Source organism: Bacteroides faecium, from assembly GCF_012113595.1.
Taxonomy (GTDB): Bacteria; Bacteroidota; Bacteroidia; order Bacteroidales; family Bacteroidaceae; genus Bacteroides; species Bacteroides faecium.
The window spans coordinates 3,005,785-3,027,798 of record NZ_CP050831.1; the positions used below are offsets into that span (position 1 = coordinate 3,005,785).

General features: G+C 44.9%; 13 protein-coding genes. 7 read left to right on the forward strand and 6 right to left on the reverse strand.

Annotated features, from left to right (window positions below):
* Positions 1 to 107: 107 nt before the first annotated feature.
* The 7 genes from BacF7301_RS10615 to BacF7301_RS10645 all read left to right on the forward strand — a co-directional run bounded on the left by BacF7301_RS10615 (position 108) and on the right by BacF7301_RS10645 (position 8,019).
* A complete protein-coding gene (locus BacF7301_RS10615) occupies positions 108 to 1,079 on the forward strand; it encodes a polysaccharide deacetylase family protein (protein WP_167962601.1) in 972 nt (323 codons plus the stop codon).
* 7 nt (positions 1,080 to 1,086) lie between these two features.
* The gene (locus BacF7301_RS10620) at positions 1,087 to 2,223 is read left to right on the forward strand and encodes a glycoside hydrolase family 88/105 protein (RefSeq protein WP_369805648.1); all 1,137 of its coding nucleotides are present in this window, start codon (positions 1,087 to 1,089) and stop codon (positions 2,221 to 2,223) included.
* A gap of 172 nt (positions 2,224 to 2,395) precedes the next feature.
* On the forward strand, positions 2,396 to 3,346 hold the full coding sequence (locus BacF7301_RS10625) for a fimbrillin family protein (RefSeq protein WP_167962605.1): 951 nt from the start codon (positions 2,396 to 2,398) through the stop codon (positions 3,344 to 3,346).
* A 30-nt stretch (positions 3,347 to 3,376) separates the two neighbouring features.
* A complete protein-coding gene (locus BacF7301_RS10630; protein ID WP_167962606.1) occupies positions 3,377 to 4,264 on the forward strand; it encodes a fimbrillin family protein in 888 nt (295 codons plus the stop codon).
* 21 nt (positions 4,265 to 4,285) lie between these two features.
* The gene (locus BacF7301_RS10635) at positions 4,286 to 5,905 is read left to right on the forward strand and encodes a fimbrillin family protein (RefSeq protein ID WP_167962608.1); all 1,620 of its coding nucleotides are present in this window, start codon (positions 4,286 to 4,288) and stop codon (positions 5,903 to 5,905) included.
* A gap of 17 nt (positions 5,906 to 5,922) precedes the next feature.
* Positions 5,923 to 7,203 carry a rhamnogalacturonan acetylesterase gene (locus tag BacF7301_RS10640; RefSeq protein WP_167962610.1) on the forward strand — a complete coding sequence of 427 codons (1,281 nt, stop codon included), beginning with the start codon at positions 5,923 to 5,925 and terminating at the stop codon, positions 7,201 to 7,203.
* A 42-nt stretch (positions 7,204 to 7,245) separates the two neighbouring features.
* Positions 7,246 to 8,019: a hypothetical protein gene (locus BacF7301_RS10645; RefSeq protein ID WP_167962612.1), complete on the forward strand. Its 774-nt coding sequence runs from the start codon at positions 7,246 to 7,248 to the stop codon at positions 8,017 to 8,019.
* A gap of 106 nt (positions 8,020 to 8,125) precedes the next feature.
* Here the strand turns inward: BacF7301_RS10645 and BacF7301_RS10650 are convergent, their stop codons facing one another.
* The 6 genes from BacF7301_RS10650 to BacF7301_RS10675 all read right to left on the reverse strand — a co-directional run bounded on the left by BacF7301_RS10650 (position 8,126) and on the right by BacF7301_RS10675 (position 21,998).
* Positions 8,126 to 8,326 (reverse strand): DUF3791 domain-containing protein, encoded by a 201-nt coding sequence (locus BacF7301_RS10650; protein WP_167967171.1) that lies wholly within the window; start codon positions 8,324 to 8,326, stop codon positions 8,126 to 8,128.
* 256 nt (positions 8,327 to 8,582) lie between these two features.
* Positions 8,583 to 10,187, reverse strand: a complete 1,605-nt coding sequence (locus BacF7301_RS10655) for a RagB/SusD family nutrient uptake outer membrane protein (RefSeq protein ID WP_167962614.1) — start codon at positions 10,185 to 10,187, stop codon at positions 8,583 to 8,585.
* 15 nt (positions 10,188 to 10,202) lie between these two features.
* A complete protein-coding gene (locus tag BacF7301_RS10660) occupies positions 10,203 to 13,334 on the reverse strand; it encodes a SusC/RagA family TonB-linked outer membrane protein (protein ID WP_167962616.1) in 3,132 nt (1,043 codons plus the stop codon).
* Between the two features lie 205 nt (positions 13,335 to 13,539).
* On the reverse strand, positions 13,540 to 14,418 hold the full coding sequence (locus BacF7301_RS10665; RefSeq protein WP_167962617.1) for a sialate O-acetylesterase: 879 nt from the start codon (positions 14,416 to 14,418) through the stop codon (positions 13,540 to 13,542).
* Positions 14,419 to 14,485: 67 nt separating this feature from the next.
* Entirely contained in the window at positions 14,486 to 17,449 is a 2,964-nt protein-coding gene (locus tag BacF7301_RS10670; protein ID WP_167962619.1) for a glycoside hydrolase family 2 protein, read from the reverse strand.
* Positions 17,450 to 17,651: 202 nt separating this feature from the next.
* On the reverse strand, positions 17,652 to 21,998 hold the full coding sequence (locus BacF7301_RS10675; RefSeq protein WP_167962621.1) for a hybrid sensor histidine kinase/response regulator transcription factor: 4,347 nt from the start codon (positions 21,996 to 21,998) through the stop codon (positions 17,652 to 17,654).
* Positions 21,999 to 22,014: the final 16 nt, after the last annotated feature.

Genomic DNA, 22,014 nt, shown 5'->3' on the forward strand with positions numbered 1-22,014 from the left:
TGTGTACAATAGTCTATTGTACAAGAGAGGAAGTACGCCTATTTTTGCAAAGTAAATAGTGCGTCACTAGATTTTTGTATCCATATATTTAATCATCTGATAGAACCATGAAAACTCTTTCTTTCTTTATCCTAGCTTCTTTCTTCTGCATTTTCTGTACCGGTACCACCTTGTCGGCAGCGGACTGGAAAGTCTATGTCGCCAAATACAGGCAGGACAAGGCTTGCGCTATCTCCTATACTTTTGATGACGGCTTGGCGGAACATTCCACGGTAGCTGCGCCGGAATTGGAAAAGCGTGGCTTTAGGGGTACATTTTGGATATGCGGCTATTATACGGAACAAGGGGCGTCGTCCAAATTACCCCGGATGACTTGGGGCGAACTGAGGAAAATGGCAAAGAACGGACACGAGATTTCCAACCATAGCTGGACACATAAGAATGCGAAACGTCTGACGCTGGAACAGGTGAAGACGGAAATAGAAAAGAATGACAGTGCGATTTTTGCCAATATAGGTGTGATGCCCGTCACTTACTGCTATCCCTATAATTATAAAACCGATGAAATCGTAGAACTGGCTTCCAAAAACAGAGTAGGAACACGTACCAGGCAAATTTCAATCGGTAGCAAATCGACTCCCCAACGATTTGCCAAATGGCTGGATGATTTGATGAAAAAAGGGGAATGGGGAGTAGGCATGACGCATGGAATCAATTACGGATATGATGCTTTTAAGGAACCGTCCTTGTTTTGGGAACATTTGGACAAGGTGAAAAGCCTGGAAGATAAGATTTGGGTAGGTACGTTCCGTGAAGTGGCCGCTTATATAAGGGAGAGAGACGATATTCGGTTGAAAGTATCGGAAACAAAGAAAGGCTTGACGATTACTCCTGAAATGACAGTAGACAAGAAACTGTTTACAGAACCGTTGACAATGGTGATTGAATGTAAAGGAGTAGGGGAAGTATCCGTGAAACAAGGCAGGAAGCCTCTGCCGGCACATATCTCAGGAGAGAAAGTCCTTTTCGATTTCAATCCGTATGCAGGGAAAATTAAAGTAAGTTTTAAATATAAATAATCCAAGAATGTACATGAGGAATATTTTCGTACTATTATTCTTTTTCATCTTGACAGGTTCTGTCAGTGTGAATGCTCAGACATTACCCGACCAAAAAGAAACGTTGGCGGTAATGAAGAAAGTGAACGGTTACTTTATGAAGAAGTATGCTGACTATACTATCCCCAGTTTTTATGGCCGTGTACGCCCCAGCAACATATGGACACGCGGTGTATATTATGAAGGACTGATGTCTTTATATGGCATTTATCCGCACGAAGATTATTATCGCTATGCCTATGACTGGGCGGACTTCCACAAATGGGGAATGAGAAACGGCAACACCACCCGCAACGCGGACGACCACTGCTGCGGACAAACTTATATCGACCTGTATAATATATGTCCGTCCGACCCGAACATGATTCGGAATATCAAGGCGAGCATCGACATGGTGGTGAACACTCCGCAAGTAAATGACTGGTGGTGGATTGACGCCGTACAAATGGCAATGCCTATCTTCGCCAAGTTCGGCAAAATGACCGGAGAGCAGAAATACTACGACAAGATGTGGGATATGTATTATTATACACGCAGCCAGCACGACGAGACGGGTATGTTCAATCAGAAAGACGGTCTGTGGTGGCGCGACCAGGATTTTAACCCGCCATATAAGGAGCCGAATGGCGAGGATTGTTACTGGAGCCGCGGAAACGGCTGGGTATATGCCGCCTTGGTACGGGTACTGGATGAAATCCCTGCTGACGAGAAACACCGTCAGGACTATATTAACGACTTCCTGACCATGAGCAAGGCATTGAAGAAGTGCCAGCGTGAAGACGGTTTCTGGAATGTCAGCCTTCATGACCCTACGAACTTCGGCGGGAAAGAGACTTCCGGCACGGCACTGTTTGTCTACGGAATGGTTTGGGGAGTCCGCGACGGACTGCTCGACCGCAAGGAGTATCTTCCGGTTGCTTTAAAGGCATGGAATGCAATGGTGAAAGATGCCGTTCATCCGAACGGATTCCTGGGATATGTACAAGGCACGGGTAAGGAGCCTAAAGACGGTCAGCCTGTTACTTATAAGAGTGTACCCGACTTTGAGGATTACGGTGTAGGTTGTTTCCTGCTTGCCGGGACGGAAGTGTACAAGCTGAAATAATAGAATAATATACACTTCTCCCTAGGTAATTATACTCCGGCGGGCTTACTTCCCTTGAATGGATAATTGCCAAGGTATTTGCGTACAATCGTCCATTGTATACTTCAATAAGTACGTCTACATTTGCGGAAGTAAAAAATCAAAAGAACAATAACTTAAAATGAAGACATCAATGAAAAACATGTATTTAGCAGCCGCTATGCTAGTGTCATTAGCTTTCTCAGCTTGCAGTGACGAAGAATCGGGAAAAGCAGACCGCGCTTATAAGCCCATCGAAATTTTTGGAAATATCGACGAAGTGTTGGACAATGTTCAGAAATCCCGTGCTGTCGGCGCGGCGTGGGGGACGGACGACCGTATCGGAGTGACTGTTGAAGCGGACGAGGATAATGCGACGCTTAACGCAGTGGACACCTATATTAATATCCAGTACCGCAATGAAAACGGAAATGCGTTTCGTGTTGTGAACGAAGGTTCGACAGACAATAATATCCGTTTGAAAGGAGAAGGTGAGTTTACCTTGAATGCTTATTATCCTTATCAGGGTGAGAATGGAACTTTGCCGGGTACGGAAGGTGTGATAGCAAAAACGATAAGCGGCTCAGACCAGACTGCGGACAAACAGCCTCAAATAGACTTCTTATTCGCGAAGGCTACCGGGATTCGTGCCGAAGCTCCCGTTACATTTGACTTCTCACACAAAATGACCAAGATAATACTGAAGTTCAAGGCAACCAACGGTGCCACACTGAACAATATGAAAGTCTATCTGAAAAGCCTGCAACTCGAAGGAACTTTCAACGTGACTACCGGTGAGGCTGTTGCCAAGGGCGTCGCTACCCCTAACTCTGAATTGAGTATGGATATTACTAAACCGGCAGAAGGTGAAATGACTGCGTCTATTATTCTCTTCCCGCAGGATATGCCGGCGGAAGTATTGCTGGAAGTAAGGATGAATGATGAGACATATACTCAATATATGCCTGTTCAGAATTTGGAGAGTGGACATGCTTATCCTTATAATGTGACATTCGAAAATCCGGCAATGACAATCACCAAAGCGGAGATTGAAGATTGGATAGTCGAAGATGATAAAGATGTGACAGCTTCGGTTACTGAATAAACGAGTGATAAGGATTCAAAAAGGAACGATATGAAAAGACAAGACTTATGGCTCGGCAGCTTATTGGCGGTGGCAGGCTTCTTCGGAGCATGTACCAATGTAGTGGAAGACGAGTTTCAGAATAATAAATATCCGCTGGAGTTGACAGCGGAAAAGTCCGGTATGACTTTCACACGCGGCATCGGTGAAAAGACTGAGTGGAACGGGGGAGAATCTGTTTCCCTTTATGACGGTTTCTCACAAAAACTGTATGAGGTTTCTCAGTCGGGAGAAATGAGTGCCAAGAATAACGACCCTCTTTATTGGTACACGACCACAGAGGAAGAAACGTTGTTTGCCTGGTATCCTTCTTCGGAAACCTTATTGACTGAATGGGCGGTAGCCGCTGACCAGACTACTGATGAAGCCTATCAAAACTCGGATTTTCTTTATGCCTATGAGAAGATGAAATTCCGTAGCGAACGGAAGCTTAAATTCCGTCATGGAACGGTGAAGCTGATTATCAACGTGAAGGGTGACGGCGATACGGTGTCCGAAGAAGATTTGAATGGCGTTGTCTTTACTGTAAATGCAGTGACAAAGGGGACAATGACAGAGGGTAAATTGCAATCGGTCGCAGGTGCCGGAACGACAGTGATGAAACCTTATCTGTTAAACGCTAGAGAGGGATATGCCTATTCTTTCCAGTTGTTGACGATTCCACAAGATATGTCCGGTAAATTGTTCTTTAAGGTTGTGTTGAAAGACGGCAGGACTTTCGGGCATACACCGGGCAATGGAGAGGGAATTTTGGAAGGCGGACACCAATATACATACAATGTAGGAGTTGGTAAGCCGGGACTGAAAGTGACCATAGAGAAAGATTCTGTTTCGTGGGATGGTGATGATGAGGAAGTGGAAGGAACTGATAAGGAATAATATTCAAAATTTGAAGCGAAGATGAAACAATATAAACTTATACAAGTAGCTTTGCTGGCAATCCTGTTGTTCGGTTGGGCTGGTTGTTCTCAGAATGAAGAAGAAGTTCCGGGAAATGCACGGAACGGAATTGTACTGAATGTGACTGACACAGGTCTGATTAGCAATGAACCGTCTACACGTACGGAAGATACGGGATTCGTCACGACCTTTACTCAGGGTGACCAAATCGGATTGTTTGCCGTGAAGGACGGTGCGATATTGGACGAAATCAATAATATGCCTTTTACTTTCAATGGTTCAAGCTGGTCGGGCAAACCGATATTGTATGATGAGCGCCTGGCGGGAGTGACTTTCTATGCTTATTATCCTTATCAACCGGATATGAGCGGTAAAACAGATTTGGCAGGCGATGATTTCTTTGCTCCTTTGGTAGCCGCCTGGGAACTGACTACGGAGCAGAGTGACCAAAAAGCGTATGCGAAACAGGATTTGATGACCTCAAATGCAACTGCGTTGATTGGCGAGAACGGCAACTACACATTAAGCTTTCAGTTGACGCACCGTATGAGTCTGGTTGTTGTGAAGCTGCCTTCTACCCGTTATATCTTTACGGATGCCGAAGGAGTGGCAATGCCGGAAGAAACTCCTTATGTTGCCATGCCTGTTGATGTAGCTTTCTATCTTGACAATGTGGGCGAAGGAAATAAAATAGCTCCTTATTATGATGCAAAGCAGGATGAATACCGTTTATTAAGAAAACCGTCATCGGAGAATCAGATTATCGGTCATTACAATGACAAGCAATGTACGCTTGATACGGCGGAAAAGATGAAAGAAGGAAAGTACAAACGTTTTGTTGTTGATGGTGGATATAAAGAGGTGACACACTATTTGCAGGTGGGTGATTTATATAATGCAGATGGTAGCCTTATATCCAAAGATGCGAAAGAAGCGGATATTGAATCGGATAGATGTATCGGGGTTGTTTGTTGGGTAGGTAATCCTCAGCCGTCGGTATTGTATGCTGCAGAAAAGGATGGATATACGTCTGCGCAAGATGTTTTGTCAAGGGAACATCCTAATTGTGTGAATGGCTTGGTAGTATCTTTGAATACTGTTAATGATAAATTTGTGAATGGTACTGCTGCCGAGATGAGAATATGGTATAGGAAGAACTTTACAGATGCAGCCAATTTTATAGACTTGTCCGGCAATTTTTATGACGGAAGCAAGACTACATCTACAACAGTTGCCGAGCGGGATAGGATATTAGGATATAATAATACAAGAGTGATTGAAGCATATAATGATGCTAACTCGTCTGATTTACAAGTTTTGCAGGTCTTGGATGCTTATCGGAAAACGGTAGTTGCGCCTGCTATCAGTACTAATTGGTTTTTACCTTCTGTTCAGGAATTGAGAAATATGCAGGATAAAAATGGATTATTGACAACTTTGAACAATCAGATTGCTAAGGTGCAAGGCGCATCTATTGAGATTGGTACTCAATATTGGTCGAGTACGGAACGGAATGCAAGTAATATGTATTATGTCTCTTATACTGCAACTTCTTCTTCGGTTAATACAGGTGGAAAGAAAGTGGATGCCAGGGCTTATCGATTTGTTTTAGCCTTTTAATATAATCGGTTATTAAAATGAGAAAATTAGTTTGTACTCTTGGATTATTATTGTGTGCAAGTACTTTTTATACACAGGCACAAGTCTATAAATTCGACTTTACTTCCGACAAGAAAGTAAAAGAGGGATATACTAAAGTGACATCTGAAACCTTGTTCAACGAAGAACAAGGTTACGGATACGACCTGCAACCGGCATGGGACGGAAAAAGCAACCAACCTTTTTTCTTCTCCGTCAATGTTCCCGACGGTAACTATAAAGTAACCGTCACTCTTGGCAGTAAGGACTCAGCCGGAAATACTACGGTACGTGCCGAATCCCGCCGTCTGTTTATAGAGAATCTTCCAACTAAGAAAGGAGAAACGCTTGTTGAATCTTTCACTGTCAACAAACGGAATATGTATATCAACGGGAAGCAAAAAGTCAAAATCAAACCGCGTGAAAAGAATAAATTGAACTGGGATGAAAAGCTGACACTCGAATTTAACGGTGATGCTCCACGCATAACTTCCTTAGTTATTGAACGTACAGATAAAGTTCCCACCATTTTCCTTTGCGGCAACTCCACCGTAGTGGATTATGACAACGAACCTTGGGCTGCCTGGGGACAAATGTTCCCACGTTGGTTCACCGACGGGATAGCTATTGCCAATTATGCCGAATCCGGAGAATCCGCTAATACCTTTATTGGTGCCGGACGTTTGAAAAAAGCCCTGACACAGATGAAGAAAGGCGATTATCTCTTTATGGAGTTCGGGCACAACGACCAGAAGCAGAAAGGCCCCGGTAAAGGAGCTTTCTATTCTTTCATGTATAATCTGAAAATTTATATTGATGAAGCACGTTCCAGAGGTGCGTATCCTGTATTAGTGACTCCGACGCAACGCCGTCGCTTCGACAAGAATGGCAAGATAATGAACACTCACCTTGATTATCCCGATGCGATTCGTTGGTTGGCAGAAAAAGAAAACGTACCTTTGATTGATTTGAATGAAATCAGTCGTACACTTTATGAGGCAATGGGCGAAGACGGCTCTAAACATGCGTTCGTGCATTATCCTGCCAATACTTATCCGGGACAGACAAAGGAACTGAAAGATAATTCCCACTCCAATACTTTCGGTGCTTATGAACTGGCTAAATGTATTATTGAAGGTATGAAGAAAGCTGATTTGGATGCGGTGAAGTTCTTGAAAAAGGATTATAAAGGATTCAATCCTGCTCGTCCCGACAGATTCGAAGACTTCAAATGGAATCTTTGCCCGTTTACGGAGATAGATAAACCGGACGGTAATTAATATAAATAACGCGGATTAAAAACATAAAATAGAAGAGGAATTATGAGAAAAGTATTTGTATCAATGGCGTTGGCGGTACTTGCATTGGGAAGCCAGGCGCAAGTTTTGAAGAATGACCTGTTGAAAGGTTATAAGGTAGGTGATACTTTGGAGAAAACGGTTTATGATGATAAACGGGCTCCTATTAACGTAGATACCTGGTGCGGCGGCTTTACAGCCAAACCGGTCGAAGGAGTGGTAAGTCCTACTGTCGGAAAGGCTCTGTCTTATGCAGGGTATAATGAAGCGGGATTATCTATTAATTTTGGTTTTCCACAAGGTGTGAAAGGTTCCCGCATCAGTGCGTATTCCTTAGTTGAATCTGGGAAAGTGTATTCCAAAGGAACTTATTATCTGGCTTGTTTGGTGAATTTTGCTAAGGTCGGTTCAAGCAATTTGGCGGACTTTTTGGCAGCAAGTGCCAGTTATGTCGGTGGCGGAAATCGTGGACAGGTATATGTCAGACGCGAAGGAAATGATAAAATCAAATTTGCTGTCGGCTTGCTGAAAGAACGTAACGAGGCTCCTATGGTATATGATTATAATACAACGCATCTGCTCGTATTGAAAGTTGATTATGACAAGAACGAGGTTTCTTTATTCGTTGACCCCGAATTAGGTCAGAATGAACCGAAAGCCGATGCAGTGGCAGTTGGTGAAGAAGGTGCTTTGAAAGCTGGTCTGAAAGCTATCTCATTTAGAAACCGTAGTGGTTTCAAGGGAAATATCGGTAGTTTTCGCTTTGCGAAAGACTGGGCTGGTGCTATAGGAAAATAATAGGATAGATAAATCTGTTAAAAAGAAGAGGGGGAAAGTTGCATTGCAGGCAACTTTCCCCCTCTTTGAATAATGGCAGACTTTTTATTTTCCATATACATTAAGACTACTGCCTATCTTGCAATTCACGTAATACATCATTTATAATATAGGTGTCACTCATTAGATGCAGACCGTAGCGGGAATCGTGTAACATGGCGCATACATTTGTTTCATAAAACAGATTTAATGCCCGTTCCGGGCTTATCTCCAATCGGGTTGATAATAATAGGATGATGCGGCTCTCTAAACGTCGGCGCATTTCCATAGGAGAAATTCCCATTTCTCGTGCTCCAGCTTCTATTGCCATGACTGCAAAGTGAATCTTTCCACTTTCTAGGATATCCGGTTGTTTATACATAAGCGTTAAAATTCAGTTTATGAACAAAGATACTTGATGGCAGGAAATAAACAACATTGCCGGAACTTTTACTTGTATATACAAGTAAAAGTCCTCAAAGCTACCGCCCGAGGACTTTTACTACTAACCTTCAAACAAATTTATAAATAGTAATCTGTCACGCTTAATTATATCCTTTGTTCTGTTCATACAGTCCTTCTTTTACCTTCATCTGTGAATCGGGTATCGGATAGATGTATGAGTCTTTAGTGACCTGTTTGTACATTTCGTATGTCTCCGGTTTGGTAATAACGTCATTTGCATCAGAACCATTGCGTTTGAACATATCCTGTAATACGGATACATATCGGTTTTGACGTACCAGGTCATGCCAGCGAATTCCTTCGGATGCCAGTTCACGGCGGCGTTCAATATCTACAGAATCTGCGAAATTCTCAATTGTAATATCATCATCCAAAGCATCCAATCCGGCACGTGTCCGAATCTTGTTCACCATTTCTTTGCCTTTGCCGGTAGGCCCTGCGATTTCAGCATACATCAACATTACGTCTTCTAGGCGGATGAGCGGATAATTGATAGGGAAATAAGTACGGTCGGCAATCTGGCCGTCGATATCCTCATATCCCAAAAGTTTACGTTTCATCTTATGCTCGAAGAATTTAAGGAAGAAATCACCACCGGTATAGGGAGTTCCGTCTTCATCTATGAATTCTGTTGTATTGATAGTTCCGGCACAACGCTTGTCAATGAACGCTCCCTCTTCGTTGGTTTGCTTGAAGATAGCATCCAATTGGTTTTCACACCATATTCTGTTTCCAGACATTGCTATATTCGTGTATGAGTCGTTAACTGCCGGTACGGAATTGAAGACCATAGGATTGCCGTAGTTTTTGGCTGCAATATACTGGATTTCGAAAATATGATATTTATTATCATTGTCGCTAATCCATATCTTAATCCATTCATCGGACGTACTAGCCCAATATTTATTATTGGCAAAGGCATAGTCAATCACTTCACTGAATAATTCTTCGGCTAATGCTTTTTTAGATGTATCCTGTACGGGGTATCCCGCCATTGTCAAGTAGACACGACCTAATAAGGATTTTGCGGCAGCCAGTGTAGCGCGTCCGGCTGAAGCACCGTTTCCTAAATAATTCAGTGGAGTATCTACCAGTTTCTTTACTGCATCTTCCAAGTCCGGAACAATTGCTGTTTCATAGACGTCTACGGGTTCGGACTGCTTGATAGCCATTGCTTCATTGACAGATACCGGCTCCAGCACGATAGGGATACGTCCGAAGTAACGTACTAAGTCGAAATAAGCGAGTGCTCTCAGGAATTTGGCCTCACCGATAAATTGGTTTTTAATATCTTCTGAAGAGAAAGCTACCTCTTCTGTTTTGCTAAGGAACATATTCGCACGCGCTACAATCTCGTATAAATCATTCCAAGCACCCGAAAGAGTACTTAAAGTAGAAATATTCGGATTGAATGTTCCTATATCAATATAGTCACGTTGCTTATCCGTTGTTTTATCCGTCCATGCATTGTCCGAACGAACTTCGGACATAAGCCAGGAATAGTCCGAAATAGGGAGCAGGCCGTTGTAGATACCAATCAGTGCTTGTTCCATTTCACCTGGAGTTGAATAGAAGTAATCCGTGGTACGCGTGTCGTTAGGCTCTACTTCCAACCAGCTTTCACATGAGGACAGTGCTAATGTCAGAGCCAATCCCCCACTTATAAGATATTTATATAGTTTCATAGTTTCTTTCTTTTATTAGAATGTAACATTAACTCCTAAAGTAATAACCCGTGCTTGCGGATATGAACCGTAATCATAGTCACCGCTCGAACCGGCGTTGTTCGCTTCCGGTGAGAAACCACCGTCGTACTTGTCCCACATCAGTAGATTTTCGCCTGATAAGTAAACACGTGCATTCTGTATGAACTTCTTTTTGAATGGAAGGCGATAGCCTAATGTGATGTTCTTTATTTTGATGAAGTCGGTACTATATAACCAACGGCTGTCATAGAACTGTCCTGTATTGGCATTGTCGATACCCGGAGTTTTACCGTCACCCGGTTCAGCTTCCGATTTCCACATGTTTTTCCAGTGTGAAAGTACGTTGCCGTTGGCTCCCATACCCGGTCTGTCCATTGCACGTCCCAGTACTCCGTAGATATGTCCGCCCGTTTGTCCTGTAATCAGGATAGATAGGTCAAAGTTCTTGTACTTGAAGGTGTTTGTCATACCGAAAGTATAGTCCGGGTCGGGTTTACCCATTAAGGTACGGTCGCCGTCATTGATAACTCCGTCACCGTTTGCGTCCCGATAGCGAACGTCACCCACTTTGGTGTTTTGCATTACAGGATATTTCTTTAAGTCAGCCTGTGTCTGGTAAACCCCGACAGCATCATACATGAAGAAAGACCTTAAAGGTTCTCCCACCATAAATACCTGTGTCGTACTGTCGTATCCTGTAAATACAGTACTGTTATCATCTCCCAAACTAAGTACTTTATTCTGATTGTAAGAAACGTTCAGAGAAGTAGTCCACTTCAATTTTCCTGTAAGATTCTGTGTTGTCACTTCCAGTTCGAAACCCTTGTTGCGGATAGAACCGATGTTTCCCCATGCTTTGGTGAAGCCGAGCAATGCGGGAACAGTCACTTGATACAGCAGGTCTTTGGTTGTCTTTACATAATAGTCGGCAGAGATAAAGATACGGTTTTTGAATAATCCCATATCGAAAGCAACGTTCCAACTTTCAGTCTTTTCCCAGCCGAGGTCGGGATTGGCGAGTGAGGTCGGCGCAAAACCGTTGATGATGGTACCGGATGAATAATTGGCGCTGCTTAATTTAGCAAGGGCTGTATTTGTCGGGATGGAGTTATTACCATTTGCTCCCCAACTGGCACGCAACTTCAATGAGTTCATAACGAAATCTTTCGGCCAGAACTTCTCGTTTGAAATACGGTAAGCACCGGAAACGGCAGGGAATACACCCCAACGGTTCGCTTTGCCGAAACGGGAAGAACCATCGCGGCGGATGCTTGCCGTCAACAGGTAACGGTCGTCATATTCGTATTGTACACGTCCGAAGTAAGACATTAGTCGGGAAGGAGTAGATAGCGATGCAGAGGCGGCTGTCAATACAACATCTGCCATATCGAATACTTCCAACGAGTTGTCAGGAAATTGGGTGGCACTTAATTTGCTGGAAGAACCGCTGGAGCTTTCCATTGAGTAACCTGCCATTGCACCGACAGTATGCTTGCCGAATGTTTTGTCATAATGCAGAATAGACTGAAGAAGGAATTTGTTGCTGCGTGATTCGGAGCGGCTTGCGGTTGTTTTGTATCCTTCACTGTCGGCTCTGTATTTGGTGACACTGCTTGGAATAAACGAACGGCTTTGAGTACTGCTGAAATTATATGAACCGGTGACTTCGGCTTTGAGTCCGTTCCATATGTCCGCTTTGACATAGGCTGCCGAATTGAGCCGGACACTTTCACCGTGATTGGTCACTTCTTCCATATAAGCAATCGGGCTAATCTTACTGGAGCTAGTCCACCAATAATAGCCGTGTGAACCTGAACCTGTATGGATGCCGTCTTCCGGTTCAGCTAGCGGAGCCATAGTCAATACGTTGGTAGCTTGGCGGTCTTTACCGTCTACACGTCCGCCTTCGCTCCAGTTGGCTGAAGGAGCCAAGTTCACTCCGACAGTAATCCGGTTGGATATTTTAGACTCTACATTAGCGCGGAAGTTCAGACGTTTGTAATTGCTTTCGATAGCAATACCTTGTTGGTCTGTGTATCCTAAAGATACACGATACTTTGTGTTACCACGACCGCTGGAAAGAGATAATTGATAATTCTGTATCGGAGCCAGGCGGAAGAATTCGTCCTGCCAGTCAATTAACTGAAGATTTCCGTAGCCGGGTTCTGACCATCGAGGGTCATTCAAGTAGTAAGTGTTACCTTTCCCACCCATTATTGCCAGGCGGGTGGCAAAATCATCATCAACAGTTGCCCCCTTACTTCCATATTGGGAAATATATCTGTTATTATTATAAGCGGTACGGAACTCAATCCATTCTTCCGGTGACAGCACATCTACTTTTCTCTCCAATGACTGGATACCGAATGAAGCCTGGAACTGCACTCTGACCTTATCATCCGCACCGGCTTGCTTGGTAGTAATCAAAACTACACCGTTGGCACCACGCGAACCATAAATAGCGGATGACGAAGCATCTTTCAAGACTTCGATAGATTGTATATCTCCGGGGTTGAGGCTGCCGAGGTCATCAACGGGAATACCGTCCACTACATATAAAGGAGTGGCGTCCGCATTGATAGAAGCGGCTCCACGCACACGAATCTGCAATTCGGAACCCGGTTCGCCGGTCGTGCTGCGCACTTCCACACCTGCCAGTTGTCCTTGTAGGGAAGCAGCGATGTTTGTCGATGCCCGGTCTTCCAGCTTTTCGGCGTTCACTTTGGCGATAGCACCGGTCACGTTTCCTTTCTTGGCGCTACCGTATCCGATAGCCACAACCTCGTCCAACGCGATAGCAGATTCCGTCAGCTTGATTTGGAGCGTTTTATCAGTGATTGTTACAGTTTGAGTATTATATCCGATAAAGGATACTTCCAGCAGTTTGGAACCTTTGGGAGCGGAGAGTACGAATTTTCCGTCTAAATCGGTAATGGTACCTTTGGCGGTTCCTTTCACCATGACGTTTGCACCGATAATCGGTTCATCTTTCTCATCTACCACTACACCTGTCACTGTCCGGTTCTGTGCGAACGACAGGGTAGATTGTACTACGAACAGAGTTGTCAGAAGAAGATATTGTATCTTTCTTCCCAAACTGCCATTTCCATGCAAAATGTTTTTCATGTTAATATCTCTAAGTGATTAAATTAGTAAATAATGGAAGATGCAGACACGGTTTACTGTTTGTCTGACTTCCTCTGCAAAGGAAGCGTATTAGAAGAAATTACGCTCAAGTATTCGTACGGAAAAGATGTATTTTCATACTGATTGCAGAAAAACACACCCGGTATTTGTACGCTACCCCCTATGAAAGTACAATATAGCCATTTCAGCGAAGTGCCTTTATCCGTTCGTACATCTGCTTGCCCAAATATTCGGCCGAATTTTGGTTGAAATGCAAACGGTCGCCCATTAATTCCGCGTCGGACATGTCTATCAGATAGGCATTCTTATCCTCTTTGGCAAAGCGTTTCATGGCGTCTTCCACCTCACTGCCATACTGCTTGTTCTTCCTGGCTACCGTACCGAAGATAAACGGAAGCTTGGAATAATCTTTTCCGGTCTTTTCGCTTAAATGATTGCGCACATAGGTCACTACCGCTTTCAGGTTCTCGTAATATTTATCTCCATAAGCATGGTCACTTTCTCCCTGGTGCCACAGGAATGCGTCAATCTGATAACCGTTTTTCAACTTGGATAATGTATGGTCGATGCAACCGTCTATGTCATTGATAAAAGACAGGAGCAATGAACGCCCTTTCTGGCTGGTCGCCACGTTATTCGCCAACCATTCAGGATTTGCCGACCAGTGGACTGATTTGTCCGAAGTAGTGGAAGGCTCGATGGAAGTTCCGCCGATAGCCCATTTGATAACGTAGAAAGGTTCCTGCCACAGTTGTTCCAGCCAATAATAAGTGATAGCGTCATATCCCCAAGTGGTAGGCTTGGCTCTTCTTTTACTTTTAGGCCAAAAAGGGCGGAACTTTCCGTCTGTACGGTTCTGCGCAATTCTGCAATACTTGTAAGCGCCGGTCGTGAAAGCCGTGTCCGTTGCCATAGCTTTGATATAATCCGGCAAGCGGTCGTTGGGTACGCGTCCGTCCGTGTTCGATTGTCCGGCAGTGATAATCACGTGCGCAGGCTCATTATTGCCTGCCATGCAGTTACAACTGCATGCAAATATTAAAAGGATTATAAAATTCTTCATGATAGAAATATGATATGTTGGAAAAACTAATACCTGTTGAAAAAACTAATACCTGTTGAAAACTGATTTATCTGATAGTTTCGAGAAACTCTACCTCGATGATTCTTAACTGGTTTCTGCTACTGCTCTTTTCCAGTTCCATTTTATTGGCGGCTTTGGCTTCCACTTCGATTATCTGTCCGAAAGCGTCTTTATCACTCGTATTTCCTTTCAGACGAATGGTAATCGTATTGGCGCGTACCGGTTTTTCTACATCGAGATGAATATATCCCAGGCTCTTTTCCGTGTTACCGCTCCAAATCAGAGTATTTCCTGCGTACACTTCCAGCGGATAACTGCGTGAGCGCCACCCTTGCAGCTTGATACATATATCATCTATTTCAGCTTCTCTTTCCAGTGTATAGGTAATCCATGCAGTGCTGAGTTTGCCGTCATTCTTCCATTCGGTCAGTTCGATGTCGTCGAAGCTCTTTTCCGCATCCCGGTTGTTGGCTCCCGCTTTTGCCGAAACGATGCGTACTCCCTTTTTACTGTCTTTATAGGAAGGAGTAGAAGGTGTTTCACCTCTATCCAGTCTGCCTTTCAATGTAGCCTGAGGAAGATAACCGCTTAAACCTTCAGTCACTTTCACGGGCACCGTTTCCAAAGTGAGGGTAGCGGCGGGAAGTCCTTCCGCTTGTGCGGTCAGAGTCACCTTTCCGGCAGTGGTCGTACTGCGGATGAGTGCACGGTTGATGCCACATTCTACCGGAAGATTCGTATCGAGGATATGATTGTTTTCGCCTTGCGCAATACCGCCGCGCCATTCGGCATTGCCGCCGAGCGTGAACTGAACCGTACGGTTATCCAGCGGGCAACGTCTTCCGTCTTTATCCACCACTTCCACCTGTATCAATGCCATATCCGCACCGTCTGCATGGAACCCTTCGGGGTTTTGGATAGCGGTAAGTTTTAATTTGGCAGCTTCGCCGGCTGTCTGAATTGCATAACGGCTGATTTCTTTTCCTGCCTTGTTATAACTGACAGCTTCCAGTTTGCCCGGTTTGAAAGGAACTTTATCGAAAGTGAAGAGGAAATTATATTGCCGTTTGCCTTTACCCAGTGATTCACCGTTCAGGAAAAGTTCCACCTCTTCTCCGGTAGATACTACATGTACGGGTTTTACCGTATTGCCGGGATAGTTCCAGTGACCGATGATGTATGTCTGGTCTGCTTCCGTATCCACCCAGCCGTTCCACATTACCTGATGTGCGAAGAAAGCGTCTTTCTCGATGCGCATAGCGTCCGTCACTCCGCTTCTGCGGTAGTTTTCCGCACCCCGGTAATGGGTGTTGGTATCGGAGAAGATAATCTTAGTACCACCGGAGCTGACTCTGTTGCCTGTTCCGGGACGTTCGCGCCAGTAATCATACCAACGTGCTATCATGGTAATGGCAAGTTCGTCCTGGTTACGGTTGTAGTCGGTAGCCGGTTTGCCTTTATAAAGCGGGCCGTCACCTTCCTTGTGGAAAGGATAGCTGTATTCGTCCCAGTATTTTCTCAGACCTTCGTCGCGGCAATATTCGGTCGCCCACATCGGATGATGCTCACTTCTGTTGATATACAACATCTCGCCGCCATATTCCGCTTCGCGGATATCCAGCATTTCGCGCGAACCGATAGCACGTCCGCCGAATGGGTCATACTTGTCACGGACAGCCTTCATTTCTATCATGTGCTCGCGACTGATAGCTTTGTTGCCACATTCGTAGAACAGGATACTCGGATTGTTACGGTTGTAGATAATCGCGTCGCGCATCAGCTCCACCCGTTGTTCCCATTGGCGTCCTTCACGGTCTTTTTCTGCGTCTCCGGCAGGCATTGCCTGTATCAGTCCCACACGGTCGCAAGATTCCACATCCTGTTTCCACGGGGTGACGTGCATCCAGCGAACCAGATTCGCGTTGCTTTTCACCATCAAGTCATTGGAGTAATCGCTCAACCAGGCAGGTACGGACAAACCTACTGCCGGCCATTCGTTGCTGGTGCGTTGCGCATATCCTTTCATTTGGATAATACGGTCGTTCAGCCAAATCTTACCCTCGGCAAAGCGTGTCTTACGGAATCCAGTACGGGTACTTACTTCATCGAATACTTGGTTGTTTTCATCTTTCAATGCTGTTTTTACCGTGTACAGATAACCGTATCCCCAACTCCAGAAATGAAGTCCGCCGACAGGTGCGGAAGCTTTTACCGTCTTTGTCTCTCCGGCTTTCAAAGTCACCTTATCCCCTTGGAAAGTTTTCATTAGTTTGCCGTCCGCATCAAGTACCGTCACTTGATAACTGAACTGCCGGGGTGCCTTGCTGTCATTTCTTACTTCCGACTCGGCATGAATCGTCGCCTTGCGTCCTTTTACGTCGATGTCCCTGGCATATACATACACCCCCGTCGTTTTCAGATTACTGTATAAAGGAAGAGTCTGATACACATTATCAGTCACATAAAGAAATACATTCTTGGGGATACCGCCGTAATTGGCATTGAAGTTACGGTCGTTCCACTGGAATTTGGAGTTTGTACCCTCTTCCCTGTACATCCAATTATTATCGGTGCGTACGGCAATCACATTTTCCCCCTCTTTGATGTACGGAGTCAGGTCGAACCCTACCGCCATTACACCGTTTTCGTGTCTGCCCAGGTTATGCCCGTTCAGATAAAAGTCTCCGCGCTGGCGTACTCCCTCGAATTCGATGAATACCTTTTGGTTACTTTTCAGCTCCGGTATCCGGAAACTTTTACGATACCACACCACCGTATCCGTCAGTTGTTCGATGGAAAGCTTGAATGCTTCATCTTCATTGAAGGCATGAGGCAAAGTTACTTGTTTCCATTTACTGTCGTCAAATTTAGCGTTTTTAGCCTTCTGAAAGTCTCCTACCTGTAACTTCCATTCGCTATTGAAATTGTATTTCTTGCGTTCGGATGCCTGTCCGTTGATGAAAGGCAGTGCAGCCAGCAGAAATACAAAAAGAGATAATTTGTGTTTCATGATAATCAATTAAAAATGTTCTGCTGCAAAGGAAGTACATTGAAAGAAAACACGCCTATACTACCGTACGGAAAGGATGTAATTTTTATCTTCCGGTGAAAAAAGCGGGACGGGCATTTGTACACAATTTCGGATAATAGTACACATTCCCCGTTGAAAAGGGGAATGGAATACTATTATGTGCCGGTTATCGCGTATTTTTTCAGGCATCCGTTTCATTGTTCTCTTCCTTGGCAGATTGCTCCGTATCGTCCGATGTATCAGTAGAAGCCGGGGCTTTACCGCCGTTCTTCTGATAAACAGAGGGAGCAATCCCGAACTGGTTCTTGAAACACTTGCTGAAATAATAAGGGTCGTTGATACCTACCTTGTATGAAATCTCGGAAACGGTCAAATCCTCGGTCAACAATAACTCTGCAGCTTTCTTCATGCGGATGACGCGCAGGTATTCGTTCGGCGAATATCCCGTGACACCGCGTACTTTTTTATAAAACACGGTACGTCCCAATCCCATAAGATTGGCATAGTCATCCACGGAAAATTCCGTTTCTACCATATGCTCGTTCAGCATATCATTCAGCTTCGCAAGGAATTTGCTGTCCTTGTTGTTCGTACAGATAGCCGCATGAACCATTCCCGGTTCGTTGGAGAATTTCTCGCGTAGCTTGTCCCGTTGCTCTATCAGTTTGGAGATTCTCGTCAGTAGCAGAGAGATGCTGAACGGCTTGGTAATATAAGCGTCCGCACCGGATTCAATACCTTCCAGGTACTTTTCTTCCATATTGAGCGCAGTAAGCAGAATGATAGGGATGTGGCTGGTGGCAAACTCGTTCTTTAGTTTCTTGGTCACTTCGAATCCGGTCATGCCCGGCATCAATACATCACAGATAATCAAGTCCGCATCGTAAGTCTGCGCACGCTCGAATCCGCTGATACCGTCCGCTTCCGCCACTACTTCGAAATACTGTCCGATTTCCTCTTTCAAGAACTCGCGGACGTCGTTGTCATCTTCAATGATTAATACTTTCCGCTTGTTCAATGGTTCAGCAGGAGTAGCCGGCTCTTCGCCTGTCTTTTCGTCCGCCTTTTCGTCTGTGGCAAGTTCTTTGTGGCGTTGTTCTTCTTCCTCAATCAATAGCTGGTTGGGGACAAGGAAATCCTTTTCTTCGTAGACACCGGCATCGGTTGGCAGTTCGACTGTGAAGATAGAGCCGCCGCCTTCGTTCTCATTATAAGAAATCGTTCCTTTGTGCATATTGACCAACCCGTAGGTCAGATGCAGACCTACGCCCACACTGCTGTGTGAGAAACTGCTTTGCATAAAACGATTGAACAGTTCCGCACGTTTCTCTTTCGGAATGCCCAGTCCTGTATCTATAACCTGGATGCAGAGCTGTTTTTTCTGTTCCTGCACGTCTACCTTGAATACAATCTTGCCGTTGGAAGGAGTATATTTAAAGGCATTGGAGAGCAGGTTATAAATCACCTTGTCGAGATTTCCCTTATCGACAGGCATCTTATAAGAGTTCTGTGAAGGCTCGAAACGGAAATCCATGTTTTTGGATTCGCTTACGTCCTTGAAACTAAGGAATATCTCATAGCAGAAAGCGATAATATCCGTCTCTTCCAGTGAAAGGGCGAGCTTGTTTTTCTGCATCTTCCTAAACTCCAGTAGCTGGTTGATAAGCCGCAACATTCGTTTTGTGCTCTTGTCCATAATTTTTAGCGAGTGCTGCATATCCTTGGAATGATTCCCCATATTGACGATTCTCTCCAAAGCACCCTGAATCAGTGTCAGCGGCGTGCGGAACTCGTGGGAAATGTTGGTGAAGAACTCCAACTTGTATTCCGTCAACTGGTTCTCTACGGCAATACGGTTGCGCAAGGCATTGAAGTTCCGGATAATGCGGAAACTGAAATAACCTGCTATGACAATCAGAATCGCATAAATCAGATATGCCCAACCGGTCTTCCAGAAGGGTGGTGCTATCACAATCTCCATGATATTTTCTTCTCCCCAAATACCGGCGGCATTGCAGGCTCTCACATGAAGTTCGTATTTGCCCGGCGGCAAGTTCCGGTAACCGGCAAAGTTCAGGCTGGAAGGCGAACTCCATTCCGTGTCGTAGGGCGGAAGGCTGTAAGAGTATTTGGATACGCCGTCGAGATAGTTGAAAGTGGAGAAAGAGATAACGAACGAACTCTGATAATATTTCAGATTCAGTTCGTTGATATAAGGCATTGCTTCCTGCAAAGGCGAATCTTCTACGCCCGGAAGCATATGTGCGCCGTTGATTTGAAGTCCGGTGAAGATGATGGAAGCAGGTTTGTCCAGGTTCTCTATTTTGTTGGCATCCAGCACCACCAGTCCGTAGTTCGTCCCGAACAGCAGATTGCCGTCGTCGCTGACGCAGGCAGTGTTCTCGCTATATACATTTCCTAAAGTATAAGAGGAAAAGAAATGATTCTCGATTTGTTTGGTTGCCGGAGTGAAGCGGGAGATTCCGTATTCGGTGGCAATCCACATCTTATTGTCCTTGTCCTGGACAATAGACTGCACCACGGCATTGGATAATCCGTCTTTTATATCATAACAGTCGAACGTCAGATGTTGATAATTCTCTCCCGGATGGCAGACCGCAAATCCGGCGCCGGAAGTCCCAATCCACATATTGCCTTTGTCGTCGTTCATCAGGCAACGTATCTCGTTGCTGGGGAATGTGCCGTTGGCATGATTGTATATCACATAATTCTTGGGCGAAGCAATCAGTGAATCGGGGTGGAAGATGTAGATGCCGTTATTGGTTCCTACCCACATGCGCCCGTTCTTGTCCTCTTCGATGACGCGGATACGCTTTTCGCCGTAATTATCCTGCAAGAAATGCTTGAACTCATAACCATCGGCTGTCTTTACCGCCAGATTCAGTCCGCCGCCGAAAGTGCCCAGCCACATACGCCCTTTTTTGTCCCGATAGATAGAGTAAACCTGGTCGTTGGATAGTGAATGAGGGTCTTTGCTGTCGTTCCTGTACCACTTGTTTGCGCCGATACGGAGTCCTATTCCTCTCATTCCCAACCATAAATTGCCTTCGGAGTCCTCATTCATGCTATATACATTGTGTGTGAAGTCTTCCTGCCGGATTATCTTGGTCAGGGTAGGGTTGTATTCGTAAAGGCTGCCCATGCGGTTTGCCATGTAGATACTACCGTTTTGAGCCTGGAAGAGCATACGGATGGTATTGGAGCGGTCGGAACTGTTTTCGCCGCTAGGGTGAAGGCGTTGCGTGCCTTTGTTCAGAATCTCCAGATGGGATAATCCCGAAAACTCGGAGCTTACCCAAATGCCGCCGGAACGGTCTTCCATTACAAACTGGAGATAATTGGAGTTGATATGACTGGACTGGTTGACTTCAAACGTGAAGTGCTGCAGATTGCCGGTCGATAACTCATAAGCATACAGCCCGTTGCCGTAAGTCGATATCCAAAGAATATCCCGTGAGTCATGCACGATGCTGTAACGTTCCACGTCAATGTACCCGATATGTTTGGAAGAAAGGAACCGGAAAGGCTTGATTTCCCCGGTGGTTATGTTGACATACCAGATATCTCCGGTATAGTTGTGCACCCATACGTTTTTCTTGTTGTCGCGGGTGACGGCACCGTTCTTGATGTTCAGTTCGGAATAGCGGCTTAGTTTTCCGGTGGGAATATCCAATATATAGCTGCCGTTGGCTGTGAACAACACCCATTTGTCTTGTAAGAGGAAGTTTCCCGTGACATGACTCATATCATCGAAACTTTCCGCCAGCGACGCTACCTTTTCCAGTTTGTCCGCAGAATAGGTGTGACGGTAGATTTCATTCTTATTGGTGATGATACAGGTATATTTGTCATATGAGTTGATATGCTCCCAACTTTGTTCCTGCGGGTCGAGATTGTCTATCCGCCCGTTTTGATATTTCAATAATCCTTTGTTAGTGCCAATCCAGACCTCTCCTTTGGCACTTTCCAAAACGAATTGTACCCTGTCCGATGGCAGAGTGCCCGATTCTTTTTTGTACGCTTGCGATGAAAATTTGCCATCCTGATAAACGATTCGGCGGCATCCGTTCTGATTGTGCCATAACCAGATGGAATTGTCGGAAGCGATGATGAATTTGGAATAATTTTCTTTATACTCCCCCTTGCCTGTGAAGTCAACGAAACAGCCGTGACGCAAATCATAGCAACTGATAAAAGAGGAAATCGTTGAAATCCACATAAAGCCGTTCGGGTCTTCTTCCATGCTGCGGATGCGGGAGTCGGCGAGGGAAAGCGGATTATTGATGTCCGGATAGATATTGACGAAAGAATTGCCGTCATAATAACTTAATCCGTTGAGAGTCCCCAACCAGATAAATCCTTTACTATCCTGCATCATGTAGCGGATAGAATTATTAGCCAATCCGTCTCCGGTAGTCAGCTTGTTCGAACGGATTTCGACAGAAGCGGACAGCGGGTACAGATAAAGAAATAAAAGCGAGAATATAAGCCATGTATTCTTTTTCATAGTGGATTTATATGTG